The organism is Acidiphilium cryptum JF-5 (assembly GCF_000016725.1).
Taxonomy (GTDB): Bacteria; Pseudomonadota; Alphaproteobacteria; order Acetobacterales; family Acetobacteraceae; genus Acidiphilium; species Acidiphilium multivorum.
The window spans coordinates 1613310-1640130 of record NC_009484.1 but is presented as its reverse complement, the minus strand read 5'-3'; the positions used below and the strand labels follow the sequence as shown (position 1 = coordinate 1640130).

Here is a 26821-nt window from a genome sequence, read left to right as displayed (position 1 = left end):
AGGATGGATTCATGCAGTTCTCCACACGGCTGCGTTGGGACTCAAAATTGGGGTCCCTCGGCTGATGAAGCAGTTGATCGCGAACCTGCGGGCGCTCGGCCCGGTGAAGCTTGGCGCCATGGGCGCCGTGGCTGTTGCCGTGCTCGGGCTGATGGCGGCACTGGTGTTGACGGGGGGGCCATCCCCGTCCGCCACGCTCTATTCCGGCCTTGGTCTCAAGGACGCCAGCCACATTACCGAGACGCTGAAAGCGGCACATATTCGTTATGCGATCGGCAACGGCGGTCATAGCGTTCTCGTCACCCCTGCCCAACTCGACGAGGCGCGGCTGTTGCTGGCCCAGCACAATCTTCCAGCCGGCTCGTCCAACGGCTTCGCGATATTCGATCACAAGAATCCCCTATTAGGATCCAGTTTTCTCAACCGGATCGATGAGACGCGCGCACTCGATTCCGAGCTTGAGCGGACGATTAATCTTATCCACGGGGTCGAAGCGTCGCGCGTTCAGGTTGTGCTGCCGCGACGCGACGAATTCAGTTTGAATACTGCCCCGGCCCAGGCGAGCGTCATGTTGTCGCTCGCTGGCGTCGGCCCTCTCGACCACGAAAGCGTTGAGGCCATCCTCAACTTGGTCGCATCCGCAGTGCCGGGGCTCAAGCCGAACAACATTTCGATTGTCGACAATCGCGGCGATCTCCTTGCTCAGGCCGGTCGGACCGACAATTCTCTTCTCAGTTCACGTGATGCGGCGTTGAAGCAATCAACGGAGCGGCAACTGTCGGAAGCGGTGCGCTCCATGCTTGCTGCCGTGGTCGGTCCGAACCAGGTCAGGGTTGTTACGGCCGTTTCCATGGACTTCGACCGGAGCGAACAAACCTCGACAACCTATAACCCGAACGGACAGGTTGTACGTAGTCAGCAACAGACAAGGTCCAAAAGTTCACGCAGCAGCGGGACGAACAAGACCGTATCCGTATCAAACAATCTCCCAGGTGCGACGTCCAGCAAAGCAGGGCCGAAACGGCTCGATACTCAGAGCAAGTCCACTCAGACGACCAATTACGAGATCAGCCAGGACGTCAAGCACATTGTTCATGCGACGCCACAGATCACGCGTATCAGCGTCGCGGTGATGCTGGACGACGTGAAGACGACAAACCCGAAAGGCAAGGTCATCTGGACGCCGCGCTCCCCGGCGCAGGTCGCGCAAATTCGTAAGCTGGTTGAAACGGCCATCGGATATGACAAATCCCGCGGCGACGTCGTCGACGTTCAGTCACTCCAGTTTGCACCCAATGAACTACCGGTTAGCGCCAAGCGGTCTCTGATCGGACGCTTCCTGTCGAGTGGTCTGCTGATGCCGTTGCTACGCCTCCTCGTCACCGCAGCCATCGGGATTGCCGCGCTGCTTGTGGTCTTCCGGCCGATGGTTCGTCGTATCATTACGCCACCCGAAAATACGACCGCAGAACCTGCGCTCCTGGCCGAACAGAACGGGGCCATCGCCGGCCCGGCAACGACGGAGGAGACCAATCCTGTCAAAGTGATCGCTGATCTGATCGACCGTCATCCTGAAGCCAGCGTCGCGATCCTGCGCGACTGGCTAGGCCAAGAAGGCGCCCGATGAGCGATACGTCAGATCGCAATCTCAACGGGGCCTCGCGCGCGGCTGCCTTGCTCCTTGCTCTTGGTGAAGAGGCTGGCGGCAAACTGATGGCGATGCTCAACGATGACGAGTTGCGTGAGATTTCACGCGCCATGGTGGCGTTGCGCGCTGTTCCGTCAGAAACGGTTGAGGCGCTTTGCTTTGAATTCGCGGGGCGGATGGGAAAGGCCTCTGGCGTGTCCGGCTCTGCAGAGGTCGCGGAGAAATTGCTCCGAAAGATGATTCCTCCAGGCCGAGTCGAACAGATCCTCGAAGACATCCAAGGGCCAGCGGGAAAAAACATCTGGGATAAACTTGGCAAGGTCAACGAGTCGGTGCTCGCCGACTATCTCTGCCATGAACATCCTCAGACCGCAGCCATGGTGCTCTCCCGCGTCACTGCCGAGCACGCCGCCCGTGTCATCGCACTACTGCCCGAGCCTCTCTCGATCGATGTGATCGAGCGCATGCTGACGATTGAGAGTCTGCAACGAGAGGCCATAGATGACGTGGAACGCACGCTCAAGGTCGATTTCATGGTGAACCTGGCGTCGAGCGTGCAGCGAGATCCGCATGAGAAGCTGGCGGAGATCTTCAACTCTTTCGATCGAGCCGTCGAGAGTCGGATGTTTGCCGCGCTGGAGAGCCGCAACCAGGAGGCGGCGAGTCGGATCCGGTCACTGATGTTCACTTTCGAGGATCTCATCCGCCTTGCGCCGCGAGACATCCAGACAGTTCTGCGTTCGGTCGACAGCGATGTGATGCCGCTCGCGCTCAAGGGAGCATCGGATAAGATCCGCGACCTCTTCATGAGTAACATGACGGAGCGTGCCGCAAAGATGCTCCGCGAGGATATCGAGGCGCTGGGCCCGGTGCGTTTGCGCGATGTTGATGCCGCGCAGCTAGCGATCGTGACCACAGCAAAGGAACTCGCCGCTCAGGGCGAAATCGAGATTGGAACCGGAAAGGAAGACGACCTTGTCATCTGAAATCACGACGCCAACCGGAGAGCCGAATGGCAATGGCCAGGTGTTGTCGGACCTGCCGCTTGCGCCGGTTTCCCGCCGCACGGCGGGAGATGGGCCTGAGACCCAGCGCCCCAGCCGGGATCTTGAGGCTGTCTACGATGTGCCCGTGCTCGTCAGTGCCGTGCTGGGTCGCTCGACCATGCAGGTCAGCCAGTTGCTTAAGCTTGGTCGAGGCGCCGTCGTCGAACTCGATCGTAAAGCCGGAGACCCGATTGATATCTTTGTCAACAATCGCCTGATTGCACGTGGCGAAGTGGTGATGCTCGACGAAACGAAGCTCGGCATTACCATGACCGAAATCGTCAAATCTGACCGCAACGGTTGACCGACTATGCGGGTTCTCATCATCGGTTCACTGTCGGGAGAACTTGGTGTCGCAGCTCGTATTGCTGCGGCTCGGGGTGCAACGCTCGCACAGGCTGAGACCGTTGATGCGGCCCTGGAATGTCTACGTGCCGATGCGAGGACCGACCTCATCATTTGCGACGTCACGCACGATTTCGGTGCCCTGATGAGGCGACTGGCCGCGGAGCGCTTCACAACGGCTGTCGTTGCCGCGGGAGCCGAAAATGATGAGAAGGCCGCCGTTGACGCAATTCGTGCTGGCGCACGTGAATATCTCCCTTTGCCTCCGGATTCCGACCTCATCGCAGCCATTCTGTCGGCTGTTTCTACAGAGCAGAAGGGCGAGTTCATCGCGCGTGACCCCGCTATGCGGGCAGTACTGTCACAAGCTGACCAAGTAGCGCCATCCACTGCGTCAATCCTGATCACAGGAGAAAGCGGCACAGGGAAGGAGGTTCTTGCACGGTATATTCACGAGCGCTCAAGGCGCCGCAAAGGGCCATTCGTCGCTCTCAACTGCGCAGCAATACCAGACACACTGCTCGAGTCCGAGTTATTCGGACACGAGAAGGGGGCATTTTCCGGTGCAATCGCGCGCCGTACCGGGAAGTTTGAGGCTGCCGACCGAGGCACTCTATTGCTTGATGAAATCGGAGAGATGGACGCGCGCTTGCAGGCAAAGCTGCTGCGCACGCTTCAGGAGCGCACTGTGGATCGAATTGGCGGTGATCGGCCCGTGCCAGTTGATGTGCGCATCCTTGCTGCCACGAACGTTGATCTGCGGTCGGCCATTGCGGATGGCAGATTTCGGGAAGATCTGTTCTTTCGTCTGAATGTCATGACGTTGCGAATTCCGCCGTTGCGTCAGCGTCCTGGGGATATTGCGCCCCTCGCGCACCATTTCGTGGCTCATTATGCCAGGCTGAATGAAGTTGGCACCAAGCATCTTACAAGCCGAGCTGTTGAGCGTCTGCTTGCCTATTCCTGGCGTGGAAATGTTCGAGAACTCGAAAATACCATGCATAGGGCTGTGTTGTTGTCGTCAGGGCCGATGATCGACGTTGAGCATATCGGCATACCCACGGAAGCAGAGGAACCGTCATACCTGCTCTCGCCCCACGCACATGCTACTGCCGGCGACACGATTGGCTCGCTGGTTGGCCAACGTGTCGAAGACGTCGAGCAGGCACTGATTCTGGAGACGCTGAATCACTGTCTTGGCAACAGGACACATGCCGCCACGATCCTCGGAATTTCCATACGGGCACTGCGTAACAAGTTGCGTGAATATGCCGCTCGTGGTGCAGAAGTGCCGGCGCCACACAACGGTGTGGCCGCCTGATGGCTGCAACAGACCTCGCGGCCCTTCGCGGGCGACTGCAAGAATTCCGGATCGGTACCGATATCGGTCTGGCGATCGGCGTGGTGTGCATCATCACGATTCTGATCGTGCCGTTGCCACCATTTCTTCTGGATACAGGGCTTTCGCTCTCATTCACTGCCAGCATTCTGGTGTTGATGGTTTCGCTGTTCATACGGCGCCCGATCGATTTCACGAGTTTTCCGACGGTGCTGTTGCTCACCACGCTGTTGCGTCTCTCACTCGACATTGCCGCAACGCGTGAGATTCTATCTCATGGTAGCGAAGGGCCGGATGCGGCGGGCCACGTCATTGCGGCATTTGGCGGGTTTCTGATGGGTGGCGATCTGCTGATCGGGCTGATTGTGTTTGCGATCCTGATCGTGGTGAACTTTATCGTTATTACAAAAGGCTCCACACGAGTCGCCGAAGTTGCGGCGCGTTTTACCCTTGATGGTATTCCCGGCAAGCAGATGGCGATCGATGCCGAGTTGAATTCAGGTGCGATCAGTGAAGTCGTCGCGCGCCGTAAGCGTGCCGAGCTCGAGCAGGAGAGCGGGTTCTATGGTGCGATGGATGGTGCCGCGAAATTCGTCCGTGGCGACGCGATTGCAGCTCTTATCATAACATCAATCAACATTGTGGGCGGCTTTGCGATCGGCGTTGTCCAGCGCGGAATGTCAGTGCATGACGCCGCGTCGGCCTTTACCACTTTGTCGATCGGCGAGGGGCTCGTATCCCAGATACCGGCACTTCTGGTGTCTGTGGCTGCAGGCATCGTGGTAACCAAAGGGAGTGCAGAGGGCACTGCAGATGCGGCTCTGGTTGCGCAACTAAGCCGTTCGCATAAGCCCCTGGCGATTGCATCGGCAGGTGCGTTTGTGCTTGCCATCCTGCCTGGCTTGCCATTCATTCCGTTCGTGACGCTTTCCGGCCTGGCTGGATGGGGTTCCTACTATCGCTGGAGAAACCCACCTCGGCCGGAGCAAGAGGAGGCGGCGCCTGCCCCGGTTGAGTCGGCGGAGCCGCCGATCACCGAGGCGCTCAAGATCGACCAGATCCGACTTGAACTAGGCTATGCATTGCTGGTGCTTGCGGGTGGAGATACGCCGCGGCTCACAGAGCAGATCAAGGCGCTTCGCCGTGCGATCGCAGCTGAAATGGGCTTCATCCTTCCGCCCGTACGCATTCAGGACAATATGCAACTGGCTGCAACGACGTACTCCCTGCGCATCAAGGAGATCGAGGCTGCGTCTGGCGAGTTGCAGCCAACCCGCCTTTTGGCCATGAGCCCATCCGGAGCCTTGCCTGACGTGCCGGGAGATCCGACGACAGAGCCTGCATTCGGTATGCCGGCAGTCTGGATCGACCAGGCGGATCGCGAACAGGCGTTGGCGCGTGGCTGCACGGTGGTCGATCCCGCAAGTGTTCTCACAACCCACCTGACCGAGGTGGTCAAGGAAAACATGGCCGAACTTCTGTCTTTTGCCGAGACCCAGAAGCTACTCGATGATCTTCCGCGCGAACAGCAACGTCTGGTGACCGACCTGATCCCAACCCATTTTACGGTTGGAGGCGTTCAGCGCGTCCTGCAAGCGCTGCTCGCCGAGCGGGTGTCGATCCGCGATTTGCCGACGATCCTCGAAGGAATCCACGAGGCGTGTTCGATGCAGTTGCGGGCCGTTCCTGCCATTGCGGCCCACGTGAGGACTCGCCTCGCCCGACAATTGACCGACGCTCATACCGGCTCGCGGGGGTATGTTCCATTGGTCATCATCGGCCCTGAATGGGAAACGGAACTCAACGAGGCCCTCGTGGGCCCAGCCGAGGCACGACAACTGTCTCTGCCGTCAAATCGCCTTTCGGAACTTACTCGTCGTATCAATCAGGTCTTTGAATCCGCAAGTGTCGACGGAGAAGCTCCCGTACTGCTGACTAGCGCGCATTTGCGCGCCCATGTGCGGGCTATTCTTGAGCGGATCCGGCCATCCACTCCAGTGCTCGCGCAGACGGAAATTTTCCCGCGTGCCCGCATCAGAACCGTTGGAGCGATTTGAATGAAAGTCAAAGTGATCAGAGCGGCATCAATGCGCGAGGCATTCGCGGAGGCTCATCGCATCCTCGGTCCCGATGCGCTGATCCTCGATAGCCGCCGTCGAGGACGCGAGTTCGAGATTACGGTCGCACTGGACCCTGAGCTGCCGCCTGATCCGGCCAACCCCTGGCGCCAGGCGTTGTCTTTCCATGGCATTCCGGCGCACATCGCGTCTGCCTGGGCAGACCAGCCGCCCGACGCCGCCGTTGCTGGCAGCCTGTCGTTTGGGAAGCTTGATTTCGACCGACCGTTGGTCATTGCGGGACCGCCAGGCGCCGGCAAGACGATGACGACAGTTAAACTGGCGACACGATTTGTTCTTGCTGGTGTCCGTCCAACAGTAATTAACGCCGACCAGAACCGGGCCGGTGCATCAGCGCAGTTGGCCGCACTGTGTCGCATCCTGCGCGCCGAGTTCATCGACACGGCTTCGAAAAAGGGTGGAATGCGGCGTCGTCCGGCAAGCCGCCGTCCGACGCTGATCGATTTGCCTGGGATGGATCCGTTCGACAAATCTGAAATGGACAATTTGCGATCGATGGTTGAGGAAGTCTCTGGCGTTGCCGCGCTGGTAATGCCCGCGGGACTTGATGCGGCCGACAGCGTGGAAATTGCTTCTCGCTTTCATGAGGCGGGTGCGACGGCTCTGATTCCGACGCGCCTTGATGTGTCGCGCCGCCTTGGTGGCCTTGTTGCCGCGGCAGGCTCCGTGCCGCTCCAGCTAACCGAGGCCGGCACGTCTGGTCGCGTCAGCGATGCGCTCGAAACGGTCACGCCAGCCTTTCTGGTCCGGCGCCTGCTTGATGCCGGTCGTGTTCAGGAGCCGGTCGCCAATGCAGCCTGAGACCTCCCTCGTCGGCCGAGGGAGACCTCTGCATGTCAATGCGCGGGAACAGCGAGCCCGTGAGAAGTCGAATGCCCGGCAGCGGCCACGCGTGATCGCGATCGCGTCCGGAAAAGGTGGGGTCGGCAAGACGTGGCTGACGTTGTCGCTGGCTCAGGCCATGAGTGCGAGGCGCGCGCGCATCCTGGTATTGGATGCCGATTTCGGTCTCGCAAACGCCGATATTCAACTCGGCCATCTCGCTGCGACCGATATTGGCGCAATCCTGCGTAACGAGGCGTCCCTCGCAGAAAGCATCGTGCCGGTGGAGCGGGGCGGGTTCGACCTGTTGGCCGGGGAGGCCGGTTCAGGTGCGTTTTCCGGCCTCGATCCGGTCATCGTCGAGCGGCTTGTCTGCAGGTTGGTCGATTGTGATGCTAACTACGACGTCTTGTTGTGCGATCTTGGCACTGGCGTCGAGCCCGCGGCGCGCCATCTGGCGGCGTTGGCTGATACGCTTGTTCTGATTTCCACAGGCGATCCGACGAGCCTGACCGATGGCTACGCCGTCCTCAAGCTGCTCCAGCGTGACCGGAATGATCGCGGCGAGCCGGTCGATGCTAGGATTGTGATCAATCAGGTCGACACCGATCGCGCTGGCCGGCGCGCTCATGCGGCACTCGCCCGCGCGGCGCGAGGGTTCCTGCGCCTCGATCCGCCGCTGCTCGGCATCATCCAGCGCGACGAGAATGTCAGCGAGGCGATTCGCGGCCAGCGACTGTTTCTTTCGGAATTTCCGAAATCCTCTACAGCGGCAACCGTTCAATCGATTGCCCGTCGGTTGCTCGCGAAATAGGCTGGCCGGTACCCGTGGCGGCAATCTTAGGCTGGCGTCTTTCGCCGGCCCGGCCGAGTAGCCAGCGGGTGGTGCTCCTCCACCAGCTTTTGCAGCCGTTCCGCGAGAACGTGGGTGTAGATCTGGGTCGTCGAGATATCGGCGTGGCCGAGCAGGGTCTGCAGGCTGCGCAGATCAGCGCCGCGCGCCAGGAGGTGGGTCGCAAAGGCGTGGCGCAGGCTGTGGGGTGAGAGGCGGGCAGGGTGGATCCCCGCCATGACCGCGACCCTCTTGAGCTGCCGTGCGAAGGCTTGGCGCGTCATCGGAAATCCCATGCGGCGTCCCGGGAACAGGTGCCGGCTGGGGCGTTTCCGGTTCATTTCACGTAATCTGGCCGCAGCATCTCGAGCGGCGGCGGAGAGCGGCACGATGCGCTCCCGCCCCCCTTTACCCTTGATCAGCAAGGCAGAGGCATCGGTGGACAGAGCATTTGCGGGCAGCACGAGAAGCTCGGAAATTCGCATGCCGGTGGCGTAAAGTATTTCCAGTCCCGCCTCGGCGACCCGTCCGGCTTGACCGGGCATTGCCGCCGCGGCGGTGAGCAGTGCGTCGACCTCCGCCTCGCTGATCGTCTTTGGCAGTGTGCGCGCAAGTTTCGGTGACGAAGTCAGGGCCGTCGGATCATCGGCACGTTGCCCGTCACGCAGCAGGAAGCGCTGGAACTGCCTCAGGGATGACAGGCGGCGCGCCTGAGTGCGCGCGGAAAGTCCAGCCGTGGCGAGGCCGCCGAGATAGTCGGCCACGCTTGCCGCGTCGGCTTCGGCTGGTCCATGCCCACGAGAGGCGCAGAACGCCGCAAAGTCTGCGAGATCGGCTTGATACGCAAGAATAGTATTCCGCGCCGCGCCGCGCTCTGCGACCATTGATTCAAGGAAGGCCTCGATATGCCGCTCTAGTGCCATCGTGTTTTTGTGGTAAGCCGCAGCACAATGTTCGACAAGAGTTTTCATTCACCCGGCCTTCCTGTCGCCTTGCCGATGCGCAGCATCGTGCTGATCGGACTGATGGGGGCTGGCAAGTCGGCGGTCGGCCGCCGGCTCGCGGCCCAACTGGCCCTGCCGTTTCACGATTCCGATGCCGAGATTGAGGCGGCCGCGGGCAAGACGGTTGCGGATATTTTCGCTTCAGAAGGCGAAGCCGCCTTCCGGGCGCGCGAAAGGGCCATGATTGCCGAGCTTTTGGCCGGTCCGCCGATCGTTCTGGCGACCGGCGGCGGCGCCTTCATGGACCCCGAGACCCGCGCAGTGATTGGCGCGCGGGCCATTTCCGTCTGGCTGCGGGCGACGCTCGACGTGCTTCTGGCCCGGGTGCGCGGCCGCACCCATCGGCCACTGCTTAATCAGGGCGACCCTGCCGAAATCCTGTCCCGGCTTTCCGCGCTGCGTGCGCCGGTCTATGCCGAAGCGGACATCATCGTTGACAGTACCGAGGCCCCGCCTGACATGACCACCGAGACCGTTGCCGCTGCCATCGCTCGCCACGCGCCCGAGCGGACCATTCGGATCGAGCTTCCCGATGCCGGCTATGACGTGGTGATCGGCCGCGGATTGCTCGATGGCGCGGGTGCCCGTCTCGCCGCAGCCCTGCCGTCGCGTCGCGCCGTGGTGGTGACCGACGCGAACGTGGCGCAGACACATCTGCCGCGACTCGAACGCGCGCTTGACGATGCGGGCTTCATCCACGACCGGATCGTGGTTCCGCCGGGCGAAGGATCAAAAAGCCTCTCCCGTTTTGCCGCACTGGTTGAGGACATTCTTGCCCTGAAGCCGGAGCGGCAGACCGCGATCATCGCGCTTGGCGGCGGCGTCATCGGCGATCTGGCCGGGTTCGCTGCTTCCAGCGTGCTGCGCGGGCTGCCCTTCGCGCAGGTTCCGACCTCGCTGCTCGCGCAGGTTGATTCCAGCGTCGGTGGCAAGACCGGCGTCAATTCGCGCCACGGCAAGAACCTGATCGGCGCGTTTCATCAGCCGCGTCTTGTCGTCATCGACAGCGATACGTTGGCCACCCTGTCGCGGCGCCAGGCCGCCGCAGGCTATGCTGAAATCGTCAAGGCGGGGCTCATCGCCGATCCCGCGCTCTATGAATGGTGCGAAGCCCATGGCGCCGCGCTGCTTGGTGGCGACCAGGGCTTGCAGGAAGAGGCGATTGCCCGCGCTGTTGCCTTCAAGGCGCAGGTGGTGATGGCCGATCCGCGCGAGCAGGCCAAGCGGGATGGCCGCGCGCTGCTCAATCTCGGCCACACTTTCGCTCACGCCTTCGAGGCCGAGACCGGTTATGGCGAGGCGCTGCTGCACGGCGAGGCGGTGGCGATCGGCATGGTTTGCGCTTTCGACCTCTCGGCCCGTCTTGGTTATTGCGATGCGGGAATCGTTCCGCGCATTGCCGCGCATCTGGACGAGGTCGGCCTTCCGCACCGGATCGGCGGCTGGAACGCGGAAGCGCTGCTCGGCCACATGCAGAGCGATAAGAAGATGCGGGACGGCAGGCTAGCCTTCGTTTTGGCCCGTGGGATCGGCAGTGCGTTCACTAGCCGCGAGGTGCCGCAGGAAGCTGTTCGGGCAACGCTTGCGGCCTGTGGCGCGGGCTGACCGACGCCAATGTATACTCCGCCGGCTTTCGCCGAGGATGATCCCGCAATCATCGCGGCGATCATGCGCGCCTGCCGCTTGCCCGTTCTCGTCAGTGCCGGGGAGGCAGGGCTGGAGGCGACGCATCTGCCGCTGCTCCATTTTCCCGACCCGGCACCGCACGGTACGCTCGTCGGGCATCTCGCGCGCGCCAACCGCCAATGGCACGTGCTGCGCGATGGCGCGCCGGCCATGGCGATCTTCCAGGCGCATGATTTTTACGTCTCGCCCGGCTGGTATGCGACCAAGCGCGAGACTGGCCGCGTCGTTCCGACCTGGAATTACGAGGCTGTGCATCTGCAGGGCGCGGTCGAAATCATCGAGGATCCGATCCGGCTACGCGACATTGTCACTGCCTTGACCGACCGCGAAGAGGCGCCCCAGCCCAATCCATGGCATGTGGATGACGCACCAGAAGACTTCATTGCCGCCCAGCTCAAGGGCATTGTCGGTGTGGTGATGACGGTGCGTTCGGTCATCGCCAAGCGCAAGCTCAGCCAGAACCGCCCCCCGGCCGACCGCGCCGGCGTCATCGCCGCGCTCGCGGCGTCAGGCCGCGCCGAGGAAGCCGCCCTCATGCACGAACGGGAGGCTGCGGCGGATCGACCTGGCCCAGAACCCAGCCCTCGGTCGCGCGGATAACGGGTTCATTGCCGGGCAACCCGGCTTCTGTGCCATCCGGCGCGCCGTCGATCACCCGGATCAGCCCAAGCACGCCGAGCAGCGAGTCGAACGCGTCTTCTCCCTCTGGCCGAGCGCCAAAACCATCTTCGATCAATGCGACGAGATCCCGTGCGGGGGTGTGGCGGCAAGCCGCGAAATGCGCGCGGAGGGCCGGGGAAAGTGCCGAGCGGTCCTGCCGACGCCGCTTGCTGCCCACGAGTTTCAGTCCGGTCTGGACCATGGCTTCAGCCGGGTAGGTTTCGGCGATGGCGACGCAGCCGGGAGCCAGAAGATCTGGCAGCGTGCCGGCGAAGGGCCAGAGCCTCAGCGGAACGTTCCGGGTAAAGGCTGGCAGCAGGCAGTCCCGCCAACCGGATAACGCTGCCTTGCCGCACTGGTTGGCGCCCATCGTCCAGAATAGCGGCGCGCCCGCCGGCCGCCGCGCGGTCCGGCAATCGACCGCGCGGCGCAATGCGGCGGCGTCATTCAGGCCGAGAGCGGCAGCGAGGCGTGCCATCTGCCCGGCACCGACAATGCTCTTCAGCGGGTAGAACGGACGGGCCAGACTGACCTCATCGAGGGTCGCACAGGGGCGGAAGACACCATCTGCCGGATCGAGTCCGGCGAGCCAGACGGTGAAATCAGCGATGCCCGCAATCTTCGAATAGGCGCGGGGCAGGCCGAGCGGGAAATCCACGCCGAGAACCACGGCAGCACCGGCGGCGCGGTCGAGCAGCCGCGCGGCAAGGGTTGTGGCATCGCCTACTTTCTCGGGCATGCCGATCTTCCAGAGACCGTCATCTCGCCGGGCGACGCTCATCCAGCGCTTGTCCGCGTTGACGCTCCAGTCGGCGTGAGCCGCGACAACAGGGCTTAACAAACTGTACGATTGACGCAATGAGGCTGCCATTGCCACGCCATTTTCCTGTGATCAGAGAATTGGAACATCATTCGAGGTCAATTCATGGACGACCGTTATCGCCCATCCATCCAGTTCCTGCATTGGTTGATCGCCCTGACCGTCATAGGGCTCGTCATTGCCGGGCTGCTTCTGCATTACGACCTGATTCCAAGATCCGTTCACAAGCCGCTCGCCTTCCTGCACATGAGTTTCGGTCTCGCCATTCTGGCGCTGATGGTGGTCCGCCTTTTCATCCGGCGGCGCACCGGCGCGCCGGAGTTGCCCGAGGAAATCGGCCGGCCGTTCCGGATCGCTGCGCATACGACCCAGATTCTGTTCTACGCGCTCCTGCTGGCGATGCCGGTGTTCGGCATCCTTTTCGTCGAGGCACATGGTCGCACGGTGCCCTTCTTTGGCCTGTTCACCCTGCCTGCCTTCGTCGGCAAGAATCATGGCGTGCAGGAGGTTTTCGCATTCCTCCATTTCTGGGGCGGCATCGCGGTGATCCTGCTGCTGATCGCCCATGTTGGCGGCGCGGTAAGGCACGAGTTGCGCGGCGAGCGCATGATCCGGCGGATGCTGCCCGGCCGCCGTTCAACGTGATGGCATGGCGGGCGCGAGCCGGCCGCCGAGGCGCACCGGCTCGACTGCCAGCGCTCGCCCGTCGGAGGCGACGCGGATCAGCGCGCCGCACACCGTCGCCTCCCCTTCGGTCGGGTGCAGGCGCTCGCCGGGCATCTTGCGGATGAACCGGCCGATCGCCGCGTCCTTGGTCATGCCGATCACGCTGTCATAATCGCCGCACATGCCGACATCCGCCATGAAGCCGGTGCCCCCGGCCATGACATGGTGATCCGCGGTCGGGATATGGGTGTGGGTGCCGAGCACGGCCGTCACCGCGCCGTCGAACCGGTGGGCAAAAGCCATCTTTTCGCTCGTCGCCTCGCCGTGAAAATCGACGAGGATTGCCGCATGGGTCACGCCGAGCCGTGCCCGCGACAGAACGCCTTCCAACGCGCGGAACGGACAGTCCATCGGGTCCATGAACAGCCGTCCCATGACCTGGGCGATAAGCACCCGCCGGCCGTCCGGCAGAGTGATGTCGACGATGCCATCCCCCGGCGTGCCGGGGGGAAAGTTGAGCGGCCTGATGACCCGCTTCTGCTGCGCGATATAGGGGATGATCTCCTTGCGGTCCCAGGCATGGTTGCCGAGTGTGATGGCATCCGCTCCGGCGGCGAACAGAGCATCGGCCATGTCCGGCGCGAGGCCGAATCCGTGCGAGGCGTTCTCACCGTTGACCACCGCCACATCGATGCCGAGCTCGTGCCTGAGGCGGGGCAGGGTGGATATTACCGCTTCCCGTCCGGACCGGCCCACTACGTCACCCAGATAGAGGAGTTTCATCGCTGTCGTCTGCATGGCGACATGCGGTATTCGCTCCGCGCCGGTTGGGCAAGTCGGCTTGGGCGGCCGGCTTCTGTTCCGGCACATGACTTTGCCGGGAAATGACGATAGCCTGCCGCCATGGAAACGCAGAGCACGATCGACGCCGCCCGCGCCATTTTCGGCGACCGGCTCAGCCTGAACGCCAATATCCGCGAAACCCATGCCCATGGCGAGGCCAATGCAGCCACCAGCCTCCCGGATGCCGTGGTCTTTCCCGAATCGACCGAAGAAGTATCGCGGTTATTGCGACTTTGCCACGCGACGGACGTACCGGTGACGCCGTTCGGCGCCGGCACTTCGCTCGAGGGCCATGTGACGCCGGTGCGCGGCGGCATCAGCCTCGACCTCACGCGGATGAACCGCGTACTCGAGGTGAACGACGCCGATCTCGACGGACGGGTCGAGGCCGGGGTGACCAGGCGGCAGCTGAATACCTATTTGCGCGACCATGGCCTGTTTTTCCCGGTCGACCCTGGGGCGGATGCAACGATCGGCGGGATGTGCGCGACACGTGCCTCCGGCACGACCACGGTGCGCTACGGCACGATCCGCGACAATGTGCTCGGCCTTCGCGCCGTGCTGGCCGATGGCACGGTGATCGACACGGGCGGGCGGGTCCGCAAATCGTCCACCGGCTACGACCTCACTCGTTTGCTCATCGGCTCGGAGGGCACGCTCGGCATTATCACCGAGGTGCAACTGAAGCTGTATGGCATTCCAGAGGCGATCGGCGCTGCGGTGTGCGGCTTTGCTGACGAGCATGCGGCAGTCGCGGCGGTGATCGAGATCATGCAGACTGGCATCCCTGTCGCCCGCATCGAATTCGCCGACACGGCGCAGATGGCAGCCTCGATTGCCTATTCGAAGCTTGATCACCTGACTGCCGGCCCGACGCTGATGTTCGAGTTCCACGGCAGCGCGCAAGGCGTTGCCGAGCAGGGAGCGATGGCCGAGGAGATCGCGAGGGCGCATGGCGGCAGCGGCTTCGCCTTCGCGACCGAGACCGAGGCGCGCAACCGCCTCTGGCGGGCCCGGCACGATGCCTACTGGGCCGCCCGCGCGGCGTATCCCGGCATGGGCGCGTTTGCTACCGACACGATCGTGCCGATCTCGCGGCTTGCGGAGGCGGTCTCGCTGGCACGCGAGGCGGTCACCCGTTCCGGCCTTGAAGCCTGCATCGTCGGCCATGTCGGCGACGGCAATTTTCACGTGTTGATCCTCTACCCCGAAGGAGAGGAAGGGCGGGCAAAGGCATGGGAACTCGACCGCGAGATTGTCGCCCAGGCACTTGCGCTCGGTGGGGCAGCGAGCGGCGAGCATGGGGTCGGGCTCGGCAAGAGGGAGTTTCTGCCCCGCGAGCATGGGGCCGCAGCACTCGGCGTCATGCGCGCGATCAAGCAAGCCCTTGATCCGCGCGGTATTCTTAATCCGGGAAAGATGTTTCTCGACTGAAAGACGGCCTGGCCAAACGGGCCCGGCCGTCTTTCACGCGCCACTCAGTTGGCGTTGGCAGGTGAAGCCGGCGCCGCTGCGGCTCCAGCGGGCGACGAACCGCTGGCGGCCGCGACGGGTTGGGCGGCGATGCCAATATCGGTGACGCCCGCCTTCCGTGCGGCATCCATCACCGTGACGAAATGCTGGAAGGCAACCTTCTTCGACGCGGCGATGGTCACCTCGGTCTTGGCCGGATCGCCATCGCCCCGGAACAGGGCGGTGAGTTGAGCCGGAGTCAGCACCTGCGTCTTCACCTTGATGCTGCCGTCGTCGAGAATGTTGACGGTGAATTTCGGGTGCTTGAGGTGCTGGGTCTGTGTCGAGTTCGGCAGCTGCATCGGGATTCCGGCATCGGGGATCATCTGCAGCGTGACGATGATGAAGAATACCAGCAGGAAGAGCATCACGTCGATCATCGGAATGATCTCGACGCGCGCCTTCCGGGCCTCGAAATAGCGCATGTTCATTGCGTCAGGCCGCCACCACTGCGCGGACCGCGAGTTCGCCGCCGACATGGGGCACGACTGGCGCGCCGTCGGTACGATTCAGCACCATGGTGCGGATCGTCTCAAGCTGGTGAATGATCAGCCGGACCTGGTTCTGCAGCATGTTGAAGGTCGCGAGGCCGATCATGGCGATAAAGATGCCGCACGCCGTTGCAACCAGTGCATCGGCGACGCCGCCGGTCACCTCTGCCGGCGCGTGGCCTGGCGTGGCGAGGATCGAGAAGGCGTGGAACATCCCGATGATCGTGCCGAACAGGCCGAGCAGCGGGGCGAGGGTGACGATCGTATCCAGCACCCACATCCGGCGGTCGAGCCGGGGCGCAACCAGCATGATCGCCTCATCCATGCGGCTGTTCATGCCGGCGTGGTCGGCGTCATTCATATGATTCAGGGCGGTGTCGAGCAGCAGCCCTTCGGGCATGCGGCCGGCAAAATCGCGAAGCGCTGCAAGATCCTGCTCGTTCACCCGGCCCATGGCCGCCATCCGCCTGACGATCGAACCGCCCCGCAGGATCGCCCGGCGGAGATACCACATCCGGTCGATGATCACCGCTACTGCGATGACGAAAAGACCAGCGAGCACATAAAGCACACCGTCCGAATAATTTGCGAGATGAATGATGTAGCCAAAGGTCATGCCCAATCTCCGAGGTTACGCCCAAGACAGGACCCGGCCAGTTCCGGCTCAGGAGCCGTACTGGTCGGATCGGCTTGCCCGACAAACGACGCACATGGCGGTTCCGCCGCGCGGATGCCACACTGCCGCTCAGCCTTTAACCGAGCTGGCTGCTGCGTAGTGTGAAGCCTACGTGACAGTCATCGGTCCGCGCCTTGATGGCGCGCCCTTGTGCCGGCCCATGCACGGCACGACATCTGGCGTTCCGAAAGCAGGGAGCACTTCCGATGGACTACCGTCAGCTCGGCCGATCCGGCCTGAAGATTTCAACGCTGACGCTCGGCACCATGACGATGGGCGGGCGCGGCGTGTTCGAGAAGGTTGGCAATGTCGGGCGTGCCGAGGCGCGTCGGCAGATCGACATGTGCGTCGATGCCGGCGTGAACCTTCTTGATACGGCCGACATCTATTCCACGGGCGGTTCCGAGGAGATCATCGGCGAGGCTCTGGGCGGTCAGCGGCCTCAGGGACTGCTGATCGCGACCAAGGTAAGGTTTCCGATGGGGAAGGGGCCGAACGACCGCGGTCTGTCGCGCCATCACATCATCACCGCCTGCGAGGCCAGCCTGAAGCGGTTGCGCACTGACGTGATCGACCTGTACCAGGTGCACGAATGGGACGGGATCACACCGCTCGACGAGACGATGCAGGCGCTCGACACACTGATTCGTGACGGCAAGGTGCGCTACATCGGCTGCTCCAACTACTCGGCATGGCATGTGATGAAGGCGCTGGCCATCGCCGAGTCGGCGCATCGCGAACGCTTCGTGTGCCAGCAGATCCATTACACGCTGGAGGCGCGGGAGGCAGAGAACGAGCTGATCCCGCTCGCCATCGATCAGGGGCTCGGCGTGCTCGTCTGGAGTCCGCTCGCCGGCGGCCTGCTCTCCGGCAAGCACCGTCGCAACCAGGAAACGCCGGCAGGTACCCGCCAGCTCGCCGGTTGGAGTGAGCCGCCGATCCATGACGAGAGCCGCCTCTGGAACATCGTCGAGGCTCTCATTGAAGTGGCAGGCGCGCACGGCGTTTCTGCGGCGCAGGTCGCCCTTGCCTGGCTGCTCGGTCGGCCCGCGGTCACCTCGCTGGTGATCGGCGCGCGCAACGAGCAACAATTGGCGGACAATCTCCGCGCCGCAACGCTCGTGCTGACCAAGGAGGAGCGATCGATGCTCGATGCGGTCAGCCAGCGTCCGTTGCAATATCCCTACTGGCATCAGGCGCAGACCGCGAGGGATCGTCTCGGCCCGGCCGATCTCGCCTTGCTGGGACCGCATCTCTGAGCGACGTGTGAGCCGCCCGCCAGCCGTAGAAACCTCAATTCCTGCCCGGCTCGACCGGCTGGCCTGGGGGCGGTTTCACTGGCTGGTGGTTGTGGCCCTTGGCGTCGCCTGGATACTCGACGGGCTGGAAGTCACGCTGGTGGGCTCGCTATCCGGCGCAATCGCGAAATCGCCGGACATGCAATTGTCCAGCGCCGCTGTCGGTGGCCTGGGCAGCTCTTATGTCGCCGGTGCGGTGCTCGGTGCCCTGCTGTTTGGCTGGTTGACGGACCGGTTGGGGCGCAAGCGTCTCTTCACGGTGACACTGATCGTCTATCTCGCCGGCACGATCGCTTCCGGCCTTGCCTGGAACTATACCGCGCTGCTTGCCTTCCGCTTCGTGACCGGGATGGGCATCGGCGGCGAATACGCGGCGATCAACGCCACCATCCAGGAACTGGTGCCGGCCCGGTTTCGCGGCTTCACCGATCTCGTGATCAATGGCAGTTACTGGATTGGCGCGGCGTTGGGGGCCGCGGGCGCGCTCGCTGCGCTCGACCCGCAACTGGTGCCACCGGCCTATGGCTGGCGTCTTGCCTTCATTCTCGGAGGCTTCCTGGCTGCGACCGCACTGGCCCTGCGACGCCATATTCCTGAAAGTCCGCGCTGGCTGATGACCCATGGACGCCCCTCGGAGGCGGAACAGATCGTCGCTGGCATCGAGTTCCGGTGCGGCCCGGTCATGCCGACGGAGTCCCTGCCGACCATCCGCCTGCGTACCGATGTCAGCAGCTGGTTCGGCATCGGGCTGCAAGCCCTGCTCGGGCGCTATCGTCGACGCGCCGTGCTCGGCGTGTGCCTGATGACTGCGCAGGCTTTCTGCTACAACGCGATCTTTTTCACATATGCCATTGTTCTTACGAAATTCTATGGCGTGCCGGGTGATCGGGTGGGGATGTTCATCCTGCCCTTCGCACTGGGTAATTTCGCGGGACTGCTGATACTCGGCCGCCTCTTCGATACGGTCGGTCGCCGCACGATGATCACCGCGACCTATGCCACCGCCGGGCTGCTGATGATCGCCACCGGGCTGCTTTTCGTTGGTGCCGATCTTTCCGCGACGGGGCAGACCGCGGCCTGGACGATGATCTTCTTCTTTGCCTCGACCGCAGCAAGTTCGGCCTATCTGACCGTGAGCGAATGCTTCCCGCTGGAAATCCGGGCGGTCGCCATCGCGCTGTTCTACGCGTTTGGCACCGCTCTGGGCGGAATTGCAGGTCCTCTCCTGTTCGGGATGCTGATAGGCAGTGGCGAGCGGATCAACCTGTTCTACGGGGATCTTCTGGGCGGCCTCCTGATGCTGGGGGCCGCCGCAGTGGAGGCGGCGATCGGCGTCGAGGCAGCGCGCCGCCCGCTCGAGTCGGTGGCGCGTCCGCTGTCGGAAGTCGATTAACTCAAGCCTGGGCGGGTGCGATCGGGCGCGGACGACCTTCGCTGTCGATCGCGACAAAGGTGAACACCGCCTTCGTCACCCGCCGCTCGCTCGCCGAATCGCGCGCCCGGCGCCAGGCCTCGACATTCACCTGGATCGAAGTCCGGCCCACCTTCAGAAGCTCGGCATAGACACTGACCTCGTCGCCAATCTTGACCGGACGGATGAAACTCATCGCATCCACCGCCACGGTCGCGATTCGCCCATGGGCGATCCGGCCCGCCAGATTCGACCCGCCAAGGTCCATCTGCGACATCAGCCAGCCGCCGAAAATGTCGCCATTCGCATTGGCGTCGGCCGGCATGGCGATAGCGCGCATCATTGGCGGCGTCGCTGGTGGCGACTCCGGATCGTCCGCCACGGCCATCAGATGTTCTTGTCCAGCCAGGCCTTGAGCACGCTCTTCGGCGCGGCGCCGACATGCTGCGCCGCCGGCTTGCCGTCCTTGAACAGGATCAGTGTCGGGATGCCGCGGACGCCGTACTGCGTCGGTGTCATCGGGTTTTCGTCGATATTCACCTTGGCGATCGTGACGCGCCCGGCATATTCGCTGCCGAGTTCCTCGAGCGAGGGGCCGATAATCTTGCAGGGGCCACACCATTCCGCCCAGAAATCGACCAGCACCGGCTCCTTCGAGTCGAGAACTGAAGTTGAAAACTCCGCGTCAGATACGGCTTTCGTTGCTGCACCCATGATCCTGCTCCTTAAACGAGATGTTGATGGGGAGAATGGCGTCTCGCCCGGCGACGATCAAGCGGATGGCTGGTCCGGCTTGGGCGCATGTCGCGCGAGCCTTGCCGCGGGCACCGGCATGACATGGCCCCGCGCGGTCCAGACCAGCACCGCGTCGATCCGGCGGCCTGGATAGATCTCGGCAAGCACGGCGGCATAGGCAGCAAGCTGCGCCGCATAGGCTTCGGGAATTCCGGCCGGATCTGCTGGCGGCTGGCGATCGGTCTTGTAGTCGGCAATGAGCACCCGGTCGGGTAAAACCGCGAGCCGGTCGATCAATCCGCCGATCTCAACACCGCCGACGATGCCGGCGATCGGTGCCTCCGCGCGTGAGGCGGGGCCGAACAGTGCTGTCAGGTCCGGGTGATCGAGCACGTCAAAGACCGCGTCGATCACATCCGTCTGCTCCACATCGCCAAGCCGGTGACCGGGTTGCGCCAGATAACGGCGCGCGGCCTCCCGCCGGTCGCCTGGCGGGAGATCCGGCAGGTGCTGCAGCAGCGCGTGGATCAGCCGCCCGCGCGCCATGGCGGCTTCCCGGCCCGTGCCACGGCCAGCGAGCGGCGAGGCGGCGGCCAGACCGGTGCTTTCCCCCTCGGCACTCCTGCTGGGTACCAGCCGGTCGATGCGCTGTTTTGGTTCGGGCGGCGGTGCTGCGCGCCAGCCGGTTTCCGGACCGATCCATCCGGGCAGCGGCGCCGCAGTCGCCGTGCTGATTGCCGCAAGCCGGTCCGGCGGTGCGGATTGCGGTGCGGCATAATACAGAATCGTGCCGTCGAGCGGCGGTTCGGCCTCGATTTCGGCAACTCCATCGAGCCGTTCGAAACCGGCGCGCACGCTTTCATACCAGCAGGTCTCGGGGAGGCGGGATTTCGTCGCAGCACCGCAAACGATCAGATGGTCTTCCGCCCGGGTCAGCGCAACATAGAGAAGCCGATTGTATTCCTCGAAGCCGCGGTCGGATGCACTGGCGAGAGCCTGGCGCACGGCGGCGCTGCGCATGTCGGCTCGCGGGCAAAAAATGGGAACCTCGCCGCCGCCTTGCGGTGCGTCGATCCAGTAAAGCAGGTCGCGCGCTTCCTTCCCCCGCTGACCGGTGGTGTCGGGCAGGATCACCAGCGGCGCCTGCAATCCCTTCGCGCCATGCACGGTCATCAGCCGCACGGAATCGCCCGCGGCTTCCGCCTCCCGTTTCACCTCGGCTGCGGCGGCGTCGAGCGCGGCGAGGAAACCCTGCAGGCTCGGCGCTTCGTGCGTGCCATAGTCGAGGGCGGTGGCGAGCAACTCATCGAGAGGTTCCGCCGCCTCGGGACCAAGCCGGGCGAGCAGCCGCGCCCGCCCGCCCATCGGCCCCAGCACCTCGGCAAAGAAGCGGTAGGGGGTGACGAAATCCGCCCGCGCCTGCGCTTCGGCAATCAGGTCGCGAGCCGCCGCAAAGGCCACGTGTTCGTCGGCGCGGGTGAATAACGCGTCGCGCAGCGTGCCTTTGCGGTCGAGGGCGAGATTCATCAATTCCTCGTCGGAAAGCCCGCCGAGGGGACTGGCCAGCACGGTGGCGAGTTCGACGTCGTCTTCCGGCAGCAGCACCGCGCGGGCGAGGGCGATCAGGTCGGCCACGGCGCGGGTTTCGGTCAGCACCATGCGGTCGAGCCCCGCGACCTTGACCCCCGCCTCCTTCAGCGCGCGGGTGAGCGCGACGCCGAATTCGTTCCGCTGCCTGACCAGGATCAGGATATCGCCGGGAGCGAGCGTCCGGCCGCGAGACTCGAGACGCATCGTGCCTACATTTGCGGCAATCCAGCCCGCGACCGACCTGGCCAGTCGTCGCCTGGCCGAGGCCTGTTCGGCGTAGGTCTCGGCCGGTGCCCAGGCAGCGAGTTCGGGGTTGGGATCCGCCGGCACCAGCGGCCAGAGCGTGACCGAGCCGGCTTGTCCGGCGCGGCTCGCGCCATGCGCCAGCACCTCGTCCGGCATGACCACACCGCTGCGTGCCGGCCCGCGTTCGAATACCTTGTCCACCAGAGAGAGAATGGGCGCCGTGGAGCGGAATGATGTCGCAAGGCTGCCTTCGTGCCAGCGCGCGCCGGCGGCCGAGACGCGCGCTCCGATCCCCGCCCGCCAGGCGTCGAAACTCGCGAGATCGGCGCCCTGAAAGGAATAGATCGACTGCTTCCGGTCACCCACCGCGAAGACGGTGCGTGCGGTGCCGTCCCGCGCACCGGTGCCGGCGAAGAATTCCGCGACGATCGCGTCGATCACTTCCCATTGCGCCGGTGCGATGTCCTGCACCTCGTCAAGCAGAATGTGGTCGATTCCGCCGTCGAGCTTGTAGAGCACCCAGGCGGCACCGGGGTCGACAAGCAGTTGCGCGGCGCGGGCGATCAGGTCTGCATAGTCGAACCGCGCACTACCCTGCTTCGCGCTCTGCTCGGCGGCTTGGATCGGCAACACGAGCTGGGCGAGCGCCGCCGAAAGATCGGCAAGACGGCGCGCCGCGAGCCGGTCTTTCGCGCGCAACAATCGCCCCTGTTCCGCCTCGATCGTGGCCTTGAGTGTGGGCTCCTCGGCGTCGAGCCCCTTGCTCACCAGCGAAGACATCGCGCGTGGGTCGCCCTTGCCGGTGAAGAAGCCGCTGATCCAGATATCCTGGCAGGCGAGGCGCGCCTCTGTTTCGAGATTCAGCCAGCTGAGCAGTTCGCCCGCCTTTTCACACGCCTTCGTCGAGCTCCGATCCTTGATGATGGAAAGAGCGCCACGGATCTCGCGATCGTCGAATTCGACGATCGCGCGGCGGATCGTTTCCTCGTCGTCATCCGGAGCATCGAGGGCCGCTGCCTGCATCGCCGCGATGATGCCGGCATCTGGGTGGCGGCTCACGAGTCGGGCAAGGCGGGCCTGCGCATCGGTCAGCATCCGGTCGGTCAGTCCGGCGAAATCGGTTTCCGAAATCTGCCCCGCGAGCAGACGCAGCGCGGCTTCGGCGGCGCGGCTGTCATCGCCGAGCACGGCCTCGCGCGCGCCGCGGCGGCGGACTGCGGCTTCGGCCTCATCGGCGACGGCGAAATGTGGCGAGATCTGCGCTTCCAGTGGAAAGCGGCGCAGCAGCGACTGGCAGAAGGCGTGAACCGTGTCGATCCGCAGGCCGCCCGGCAGGTCGAGCACCTGGCCGAACAGCATCCTTGCTCGATGCCTCGTCCCGGTATCCGCCGGCATGTCCAGCGCCGCGAGATCGGCATCGAGAGTTTCGTCCGTGGCGATCGCCCAGTCACCGAGCCGCCGGCGGAGGCGGATCGCCATCTCGGCGGCGGCGGCGCGGGTGAAGGTGAGGCAGAGAATGCGGCCCGGCGTGGCGCCGGAGAGCATCAGCCGCAGCAGCCGGTCGGTCAGCAGTTTGGTCTTGCCCGAGCCGGCCGAAGCGCCGACGAAGGCCGAGATGGAAGGGTCGGAGGCCGCGCGTTGCGCCGCCTCGGCTGCTGCGATCGCGCCGCTCATGCGTCCTCCTGCCATTCGGCGCGCCGGGAAATGCCGGCGAAGGGCTGGTCATAGGGTTTGCGGCCCGGATGCGGCGCGTCGAGAAACGGTGTCGCCGGGTCAGCATAATAGGCGAGCAGGGCAGGGATCTGCGTCCGCGCCGCGTCGATCACCGCCCGGAGTGGCCCGGCATTGCCGCCGAACAGCGCGCGCGTTTCACCTTCCGTGGCGCCGCCCGACAGTTTCCAGTAGGCGAGTTCCGTTACTTTGCCGGTGAAGCCGGGAAAGCCACCGGCCTCCGCGATGACCGCCTCGATCGGCAATTGTGGCGCGCTACCTGCCTCCACCGCCTTGTCAGCGGGCGGGCTGCCGGTCTTGTAATCGATGATCGCGAGGGTCTCGCCCCGGCGTTCGATCCGGTCGGCACGCCCCTTCACCGTGAAATGGCCGAACCGCCATTCGCCGGGTAGTTCCACCTTGATGTCATCCGCCTTGCCCAGGTCGGCAAGCCTGCCGCGCTCGATCTCGACGATCCATTCGGCGATCCGTTCGAGCCGCACGAGCCAGAACGCCTCCAGCGCACGGCGCAGGCGCTTGCCGCGCAGTTCCGAGGTAAATGCGTGGGCGAGTCGTGCCGCCGCATCCGGCGCGGACGCCCAGTCCGGCGTGCGGGTCACCGCTTTCAGCGCATCATGGGTGATAGTGCCGAACAGTGCCGCATCGGTTTCCGCCTGCAGCGGGTTGAGCGTGTGCAGATCCAAGACCTCGCCGGCATAGATCGCATAGGGGTCGCTCAGCAGCGTCGTGACTTTCGAGATCGAATAGGAGATGGGCCTTGCACGGGCCGGCGGGCGCGGTTCCGGCCGGGGCCGGGCAATCCGCAGTGTCGGCTGGTCGAGCCTGGTCGACCAGTGGCTGGCGGGATGTTGCTTCAGTGCGCTGCCGGCCCCGCGCAACGCAAGGTCGATCCGCGCCAGAAAGCGCGAAGGTACCGCCGGCGCGCGGCCCCGCCGGCGCGGCGCCGACAGGATCACCTCGTCGCATGAGGCGATCAGGATGCCGAGATCGTGCGCGGCCTCGCCGATCCGCTCGGCATCGTCCGGCAACCGCGCGGCGCGCCGCATTGGGCGCGAAAGCCAGGGGCCTGGCTCTGGTTCGGCCGGAAACACGCCCTCGACCAGCCCGCCGAGAACGAGCGTGTCGACCCGTTGCAATCGCGCCTCCATCATGCCCCAGATCGCGACGCGCGGATTGGCGTCGCGCGCTCTGGGGCGGCGCAGCCGGGCGTTGCCGAGCACCGCGTCGAGCAACGGCACGAGTTCCGTCGCCTCGATATCCGGCAGGGCATCGAGCGCTGCGATCTGAACGGCGAGATGTTCGGACAGCGCCGCCCCGGCCTCGCCGGTCCAGAGTTCGTCGGCGATCGCCTCCGCTGCCTCCACCAACCCGGCGAGAAGGCCGGCCGGCGACGTCTTCGCCGGGCCGAGCGACAGCGGGCGAAGGCTGACCTGCAGGTCGGCGAGAAAGGTCGAAAGCGCCTCGTCCGGTTTGGTTGAGTGATCGGCGGCATGGCGCATGGCCGAAAAGCCGGGGCCGGGCAGGGCGGCGCGGAGCAGCAGGTCTAGCCGACGGGCGAGGGCGCGGCATCGTCCCGCCGGCAGGCCGGCATTGACCAGGGGGTGTTTCAGCAGCGCCAGAAGCGGCACGGCATCGTAGTCGCTCGCGGCGGCGGCGGCGAGCAGGCGCAGCAGCACCGCGGGCGGTGTGTCCGCAAGCCGCTCCCCTGCGCTGTCGTCGGCGCGAATACCGAGCCGTTCGAGTTCGGCGGCGACACGCTGGGCCAGGCCGCGATCCGGCGTAACCAGCGCGGCGTGACGCCCTGGCGTTTCGAGCGCGTGGCGCAGGGTCAGCGCGATGGCACGCGCCTCGTCCTGCTCGTCCGCTGCATCGAGTCGCCAGAGTCCGTCGGCCGATGCGGCGGCAATATCCGCCGCCGGCGCCGTGGGCAAAAAGGCGCGGCGCAGGAGTGCAACCCGTGTCTCGCGGCCGGTTGCACCGCCTTCTCGCAGAGGTGCAACCTCTTCGCGTCGCACGCCGATCGCTTCGGCAAGGCGGTTCAGTCCGGCCTGGGGGTGGGTCGGCGTGTGATCGAGCATCGACCAGGCATTATCGGGCAGATCGGGATCGAACCCCGGCAGCACCACGCAACCGTGCGGCAGGCCCGCGACGACTCTCGCGAGGCGCCCGAGGGCCGGGGGGGCCGCGGCAAGCCCGGCGAGCCAGACCGGATGCGCCGGCGGCGTGAGGCGCCAGCGTTCGGCTTGCGCGTCGATCAGCATGCGCTGGCGGACCGCCGGATCGACAGCACCGCGTTCGGCGAGAATGGCAGGCCATGTCCTTGTCACGATCGAGAGGAAATCCAGCGTGCGCTGCCAGTGTTCCGCAAGGTCCGGCGCCACGATTCCGGGCAGCGTCTCCGCAAGGTCGATCTCAGCCTGGGCGGCGGTGTCGAGCAGCAAGGCGAGATCGTCCGCGAGCAGGAGCGCGGCGGCGAGGGTGGTCGGCGCGCCGTCGCGCCCGCCCATGCCGAGGATGAGCCTGGCGAGGATCGCCCGGCGTTCCTCGGCCGTGATCGCCGGCGGCAGGTCGAGCCCGGCGAGGATGCCGAGTGCCGCTTCATCCGCCGCCCCGATGGCGGCGATGCGGGGCATGATCAGTGGTCCGCCCTTGGCGTCGAGAAAGGCGGCGGCGGCGGCGCGGGCGGCGCGGCGGGTGGGCAGGAACAGCACGCCATCGGCCGGATCGCGCCCGTCACGCGTCGCCTCATCGAGCCACGCGCGGGCGAGTTCGGGCAGGAACGGACGGTCGGCGCTGATGAAACGCACATGGGGCGTCATCGCATGAGCCTTTCGAGCAGCGCATCCGGCCCGGACGCGGTAGCCGTGCGGGTATTGCCCTCGCCCCAGCCCAGCGCGAGCGTGATCGCCTCGCGCGGGGCGAGCGGGCCGAGCCGGTCTGGCCACTCGATGAGGGCAATGCCGGCCAAGGCGGCATCCAGCCCGAGTTCGGCGACGTCGTCCGGTCCGGTGAGACGCCAGAGGTCGAAATGCGTCACCGGCGGGTCAAGTTCGTAGGTCTGTACCAGGGTGAAACTCGGGCTCGGCACATCGAGCGAGGCATCGCCCGCGCGGGCGCGGATGAAGGCGCGGGCAAAGGTCGATTTTCCCGCGCCCAGATTTCCCGAGAGCAGAAGCGCATCGCCCGCCCGTGCCCGCGCGGCCATCGCCTGCGCGAGAGCGACGGTCTCAGCCTCGCTGCCTAGCGTCATCTTCCGAATCGCCATGGCGCGATCCTGCCCGA

At 64.7% G+C, this 26821-nt stretch carries 23 protein-coding genes; 13 read left to right on the top strand and 10 right to left on the bottom strand.

Going from position 1 to position 26821, the window contains the following annotated elements:
- The first annotated feature begins 64 nt into the window (after window positions 1-64).
- The 7 genes from fliF to ACRY_RS09760 all read left to right on the top strand — a co-directional run bounded on the left by fliF (window position 65) and on the right by ACRY_RS09760 (window position 8152).
- Window positions 65-1627: a flagellar basal-body MS-ring/collar protein FliF gene (gene fliF / locus ACRY_RS09790; RefSeq protein WP_011942271.1), complete on the top strand. Its 1563-nt coding sequence runs from the start codon at window positions 65-67 to the stop codon at window positions 1625-1627.
- Complete coding sequence (gene fliG / locus ACRY_RS09785) at window positions 1624-2634, top strand: flagellar motor switch protein FliG (protein ID WP_007421868.1); 1011 nt, start codon at window positions 1624-1626, stop codon at window positions 2632-2634. Before fliF ends, fliG begins: the two co-directional genes overlap by 4 nt.
- A complete protein-coding gene (gene fliN, locus ACRY_RS09780) occupies window positions 2624-2998 on the top strand; it encodes a flagellar motor switch protein FliN (protein ID WP_007421869.1) in 375 nt (124 codons plus the stop codon). Before fliG ends, fliN begins: the two co-directional genes overlap by 11 nt.
- Window positions 2999-3004: 6 nt before the next feature.
- A complete protein-coding gene (locus tag ACRY_RS19105) occupies window positions 3005-4360 on the top strand; it encodes a sigma-54 dependent transcriptional regulator (RefSeq protein ID WP_011942269.1) in 1356 nt (451 codons plus the stop codon).
- Window positions 4360-6435, top strand: a complete 2076-nt coding sequence (gene flhA / locus ACRY_RS09770) for a flagellar biosynthesis protein FlhA (protein ID WP_011942268.1) — start codon at window positions 4360-4362, stop codon at window positions 6433-6435. The genes ACRY_RS19105 and flhA overlap by 1 nt, the downstream gene beginning before the upstream one ends.
- Window positions 6436-7317 carry a GTP-binding protein gene (locus ACRY_RS09765; protein WP_011942267.1) on the top strand — a complete coding sequence of 294 codons (882 nt, stop codon included), beginning with the start codon at window positions 6436-6438 and terminating at the stop codon, window positions 7315-7317.
- Between the two features lie 91 nt (window positions 7318-7408).
- Window positions 7409-8152 carry a P-loop NTPase gene (locus tag ACRY_RS09760; RefSeq protein ID WP_007421873.1) on the top strand — a complete coding sequence of 248 codons (744 nt, stop codon included), beginning with the start codon at window positions 7409-7411 and terminating at the stop codon, window positions 8150-8152.
- Window positions 8153-8178: 26 nt separating this feature from the next.
- Here the strand turns inward: ACRY_RS09760 and ACRY_RS09755 are convergent, their stop codons facing one another.
- Window positions 8179-9141: a site-specific tyrosine recombinase XerD gene (locus tag ACRY_RS09755; protein WP_043509147.1), complete on the bottom strand. Its 963-nt coding sequence runs from the start codon at window positions 9139-9141 to the stop codon at window positions 8179-8181.
- A gap of 27 nt (window positions 9142-9168) precedes the next feature.
- Here ACRY_RS09755 and aroB point away from each other — a divergent pair, with 27 nt between their 5' ends.
- On the top strand, window positions 9169-10779 hold the full coding sequence (aroB, locus tag ACRY_RS09750) for a 3-dehydroquinate synthase (protein WP_231295397.1): 1611 nt from the start codon (window positions 9169-9171) through the stop codon (window positions 10777-10779).
- 9 nt (window positions 10780-10788) lie between these two features.
- Complete coding sequence (locus ACRY_RS09745) at window positions 10789-11460, top strand: FMN-binding negative transcriptional regulator (protein WP_011942263.1); 672 nt, start codon at window positions 10789-10791, stop codon at window positions 11458-11460.
- Here ACRY_RS09745 and ACRY_RS09740 read toward each other — a convergent pair.
- Window positions 11393-12301 carry a hypothetical protein gene (locus ACRY_RS09740; protein WP_231295396.1) on the bottom strand — a complete coding sequence of 303 codons (909 nt, stop codon included), beginning with the start codon at window positions 12299-12301 and terminating at the stop codon, window positions 11393-11395. The two genes, ACRY_RS09745 and ACRY_RS09740, sit on opposite strands and share 68 nt — an antisense overlap.
- A 144-nt stretch (window positions 12302-12445) precedes the next feature.
- Here ACRY_RS09740 and ACRY_RS09735 point away from each other — a divergent pair, with 144 nt between their 5' ends.
- Window positions 12446-12985 (top strand): cytochrome b, encoded by a 540-nt coding sequence (locus tag ACRY_RS09735; RefSeq protein ID WP_011942261.1) that lies wholly within the window; start codon window positions 12446-12448, stop codon window positions 12983-12985.
- Here the strand turns inward: ACRY_RS09735 and ACRY_RS09730 are convergent.
- On the bottom strand, window positions 12977-13789 hold the full coding sequence (locus ACRY_RS09730) for a TIGR00282 family metallophosphoesterase (protein WP_011942260.1): 813 nt from the start codon (window positions 13787-13789) through the stop codon (window positions 12977-12979). The two genes, ACRY_RS09735 and ACRY_RS09730, sit on opposite strands and share 9 nt — an antisense overlap.
- A gap of 120 nt (window positions 13790-13909) precedes the next feature.
- Here ACRY_RS09730 and ACRY_RS09725 point away from each other — a divergent pair, with 120 nt between their 5' ends.
- Window positions 13910-15283, top strand: coding sequence for an FAD-binding oxidoreductase (locus tag ACRY_RS09725; RefSeq protein ID WP_011942259.1), 1374 nt, complete (start codon window positions 13910-13912; stop codon window positions 15281-15283).
- Between the two features lie 44 nt (window positions 15284-15327).
- Here the strand turns inward: ACRY_RS09725 and ACRY_RS09720 are convergent, their stop codons facing one another.
- Window positions 15328-15792: an ExbD/TolR family protein gene (locus ACRY_RS09720; protein WP_007421880.1), complete on the bottom strand. Its 465-nt coding sequence runs from the start codon at window positions 15790-15792 to the stop codon at window positions 15328-15330.
- 4 nt (window positions 15793-15796) lie between these two features.
- Window positions 15797-16468 (bottom strand): MotA/TolQ/ExbB proton channel family protein, encoded by a 672-nt coding sequence (locus tag ACRY_RS09715; protein ID WP_011942258.1) that lies wholly within the window; start codon window positions 16466-16468, stop codon window positions 15797-15799.
- Between the two features lie 266 nt (window positions 16469-16734).
- On the opposite strand from ACRY_RS09715, the gene ACRY_RS09710 reads away from it, so the two are divergent.
- Both ACRY_RS09710 and ACRY_RS09705 read left to right on the top strand, forming a co-directional pair.
- A complete protein-coding gene (locus ACRY_RS09710) occupies window positions 16735-17787 on the top strand; it encodes an aldo/keto reductase (RefSeq protein WP_007421882.1) in 1053 nt (350 codons plus the stop codon).
- 7 nt (window positions 17788-17794) lie between these two features.
- Window positions 17795-19219 (top strand): MFS transporter, encoded by a 1425-nt coding sequence (locus ACRY_RS09705; protein WP_011942257.1) that lies wholly within the window; start codon window positions 17795-17797, stop codon window positions 19217-19219.
- Window position 19220: 1 nt separating this feature from the next.
- Here the strand turns inward: ACRY_RS09705 and ACRY_RS09700 are convergent, their stop codons facing one another.
- From ACRY_RS09700 to tsaE, 5 genes are read right to left on the bottom strand one after another with little or no spacing between them, the layout of a single operon-like run.
- Window positions 19221-19625 (bottom strand): acyl-CoA thioesterase, encoded by a 405-nt coding sequence (locus ACRY_RS09700; protein WP_013640022.1) that lies wholly within the window; start codon window positions 19623-19625, stop codon window positions 19221-19223.
- Window positions 19625-19951 carry a thioredoxin gene (gene trxA, locus ACRY_RS09695; RefSeq protein WP_011942255.1) on the bottom strand — a complete coding sequence of 109 codons (327 nt, stop codon included), beginning with the start codon at window positions 19949-19951 and terminating at the stop codon, window positions 19625-19627. Before trxA ends, ACRY_RS09700 begins: the two co-directional genes overlap by 1 nt.
- A 57-nt stretch (window positions 19952-20008) precedes the next feature.
- Window positions 20009-23482 (bottom strand): double-strand break repair helicase AddA, encoded by a 3474-nt coding sequence (gene addA, locus ACRY_RS09690; RefSeq protein WP_011942254.1) that lies wholly within the window; start codon window positions 23480-23482, stop codon window positions 20009-20011.
- The gene (addB, locus tag ACRY_RS09685; protein WP_011942253.1) at window positions 23479-26358 is read right to left on the bottom strand and encodes a double-strand break repair protein AddB; all 2880 of its coding nucleotides are present in this window, start codon (window positions 26356-26358) and stop codon (window positions 23479-23481) included. The genes addA and addB overlap by 4 nt, the downstream gene beginning before the upstream one ends.
- The gene (gene tsaE / locus ACRY_RS09680) at window positions 26355-26804 is read right to left on the bottom strand and encodes a tRNA (adenosine(37)-N6)-threonylcarbamoyltransferase complex ATPase subunit type 1 TsaE (protein WP_007421888.1); all 450 of its coding nucleotides are present in this window, start codon (window positions 26802-26804) and stop codon (window positions 26355-26357) included. The genes addB and tsaE overlap by 4 nt, the downstream gene beginning before the upstream one ends.
- Window positions 26805-26821 lie beyond the last annotated feature (17 nt).

Excerpts from the sequence above, each read along its gene's own strand:
- fliF (WP_011942271.1), top strand. The coding sequence starts at position 65 with ATGAAGCAGTTGATCGCGAACCTGCGGGCGCTCGGCCCGGTGAAGCTT.
- fliG (WP_007421868.1), top strand. The coding sequence starts at position 1,624 with ATGAGCGATACGTCAGATCGCAATCTCAACGGGGCCTCGCGCGCGGCT.
- ACRY_RS19105 (WP_011942269.1), top strand. The coding sequence starts at position 3,005 with ATGCGGGTTCTCATCATCGGTTCACTGTCGGGAGAACTTGGTGTCGCA.
- flhA (WP_011942268.1), top strand. The coding sequence starts at position 4,360 with ATGGCTGCAACAGACCTCGCGGCCCTTCGCGGGCGACTGCAAGAATTC.
- ACRY_RS09765 (WP_011942267.1), top strand. The coding sequence starts at position 6,436 with ATGAAAGTCAAAGTGATCAGAGCGGCATCAATGCGCGAGGCATTCGCG.
- ACRY_RS09755 (WP_043509147.1), bottom strand. The coding sequence starts at position 9,141 with ATGAAAACTCTTGTCGAACATTGTGCTGCGGCTTACCACAAAAACACG.
- aroB (WP_231295397.1), top strand. The coding sequence starts at position 9,169 with ATGCGCAGCATCGTGCTGATCGGACTGATGGGGGCTGGCAAGTCGGCG.
- ACRY_RS09745 (WP_011942263.1), top strand. The coding sequence starts at position 10,789 with ATGTATACTCCGCCGGCTTTCGCCGAGGATGATCCCGCAATCATCGCG.
- ACRY_RS09740 (WP_231295396.1), bottom strand. The coding sequence starts at position 12,301 with ATGAGCGTCGCCCGGCGAGATGACGGTCTCTGGAAGATCGGCATGCCC.
- ACRY_RS09735 (WP_011942261.1), top strand. The coding sequence starts at position 12,446 with ATGGACGACCGTTATCGCCCATCCATCCAGTTCCTGCATTGGTTGATC.
- ACRY_RS09730 (WP_011942260.1), bottom strand. The coding sequence starts at position 13,789 with ATGAAACTCCTCTATCTGGGTGACGTAGTGGGCCGGTCCGGACGGGAA.
- ACRY_RS09725 (WP_011942259.1), top strand. The coding sequence starts at position 13,910 with ATGGAAACGCAGAGCACGATCGACGCCGCCCGCGCCATTTTCGGCGAC.
- ACRY_RS09720 (WP_007421880.1), bottom strand. The coding sequence starts at position 15,792 with ATGAACATGCGCTATTTCGAGGCCCGGAAGGCGCGCGTCGAGATCATT.
- ACRY_RS09715 (WP_011942258.1), bottom strand. The coding sequence starts at position 16,468 with ATGACCTTTGGCTACATCATTCATCTCGCAAATTATTCGGACGGTGTG.
- ACRY_RS09710 (WP_007421882.1), top strand. The coding sequence starts at position 16,735 with ATGGACTACCGTCAGCTCGGCCGATCCGGCCTGAAGATTTCAACGCTG.
- ACRY_RS09700 (WP_013640022.1), bottom strand. The coding sequence starts at position 19,625 with ATGGCCGTGGCGGACGATCCGGAGTCGCCACCAGCGACGCCGCCAATG.
- trxA (WP_011942255.1), bottom strand. The coding sequence starts at position 19,951 with ATGGGTGCAGCAACGAAAGCCGTATCTGACGCGGAGTTTTCAACTTCA.
- addA (WP_011942254.1), bottom strand. The coding sequence starts at position 23,482 with ATGAGCGGCGCGATCGCAGCAGCCGAGGCGGCGCAACGCGCGGCCTCC.
- addB (WP_011942253.1), bottom strand. The coding sequence starts at position 26,358 with ATGACGCCCCATGTGCGTTTCATCAGCGCCGACCGTCCGTTCCTGCCC.
- tsaE (WP_007421888.1), bottom strand. The coding sequence starts at position 26,804 with ATGGCGATTCGGAAGATGACGCTAGGCAGCGAGGCTGAGACCGTCGCT.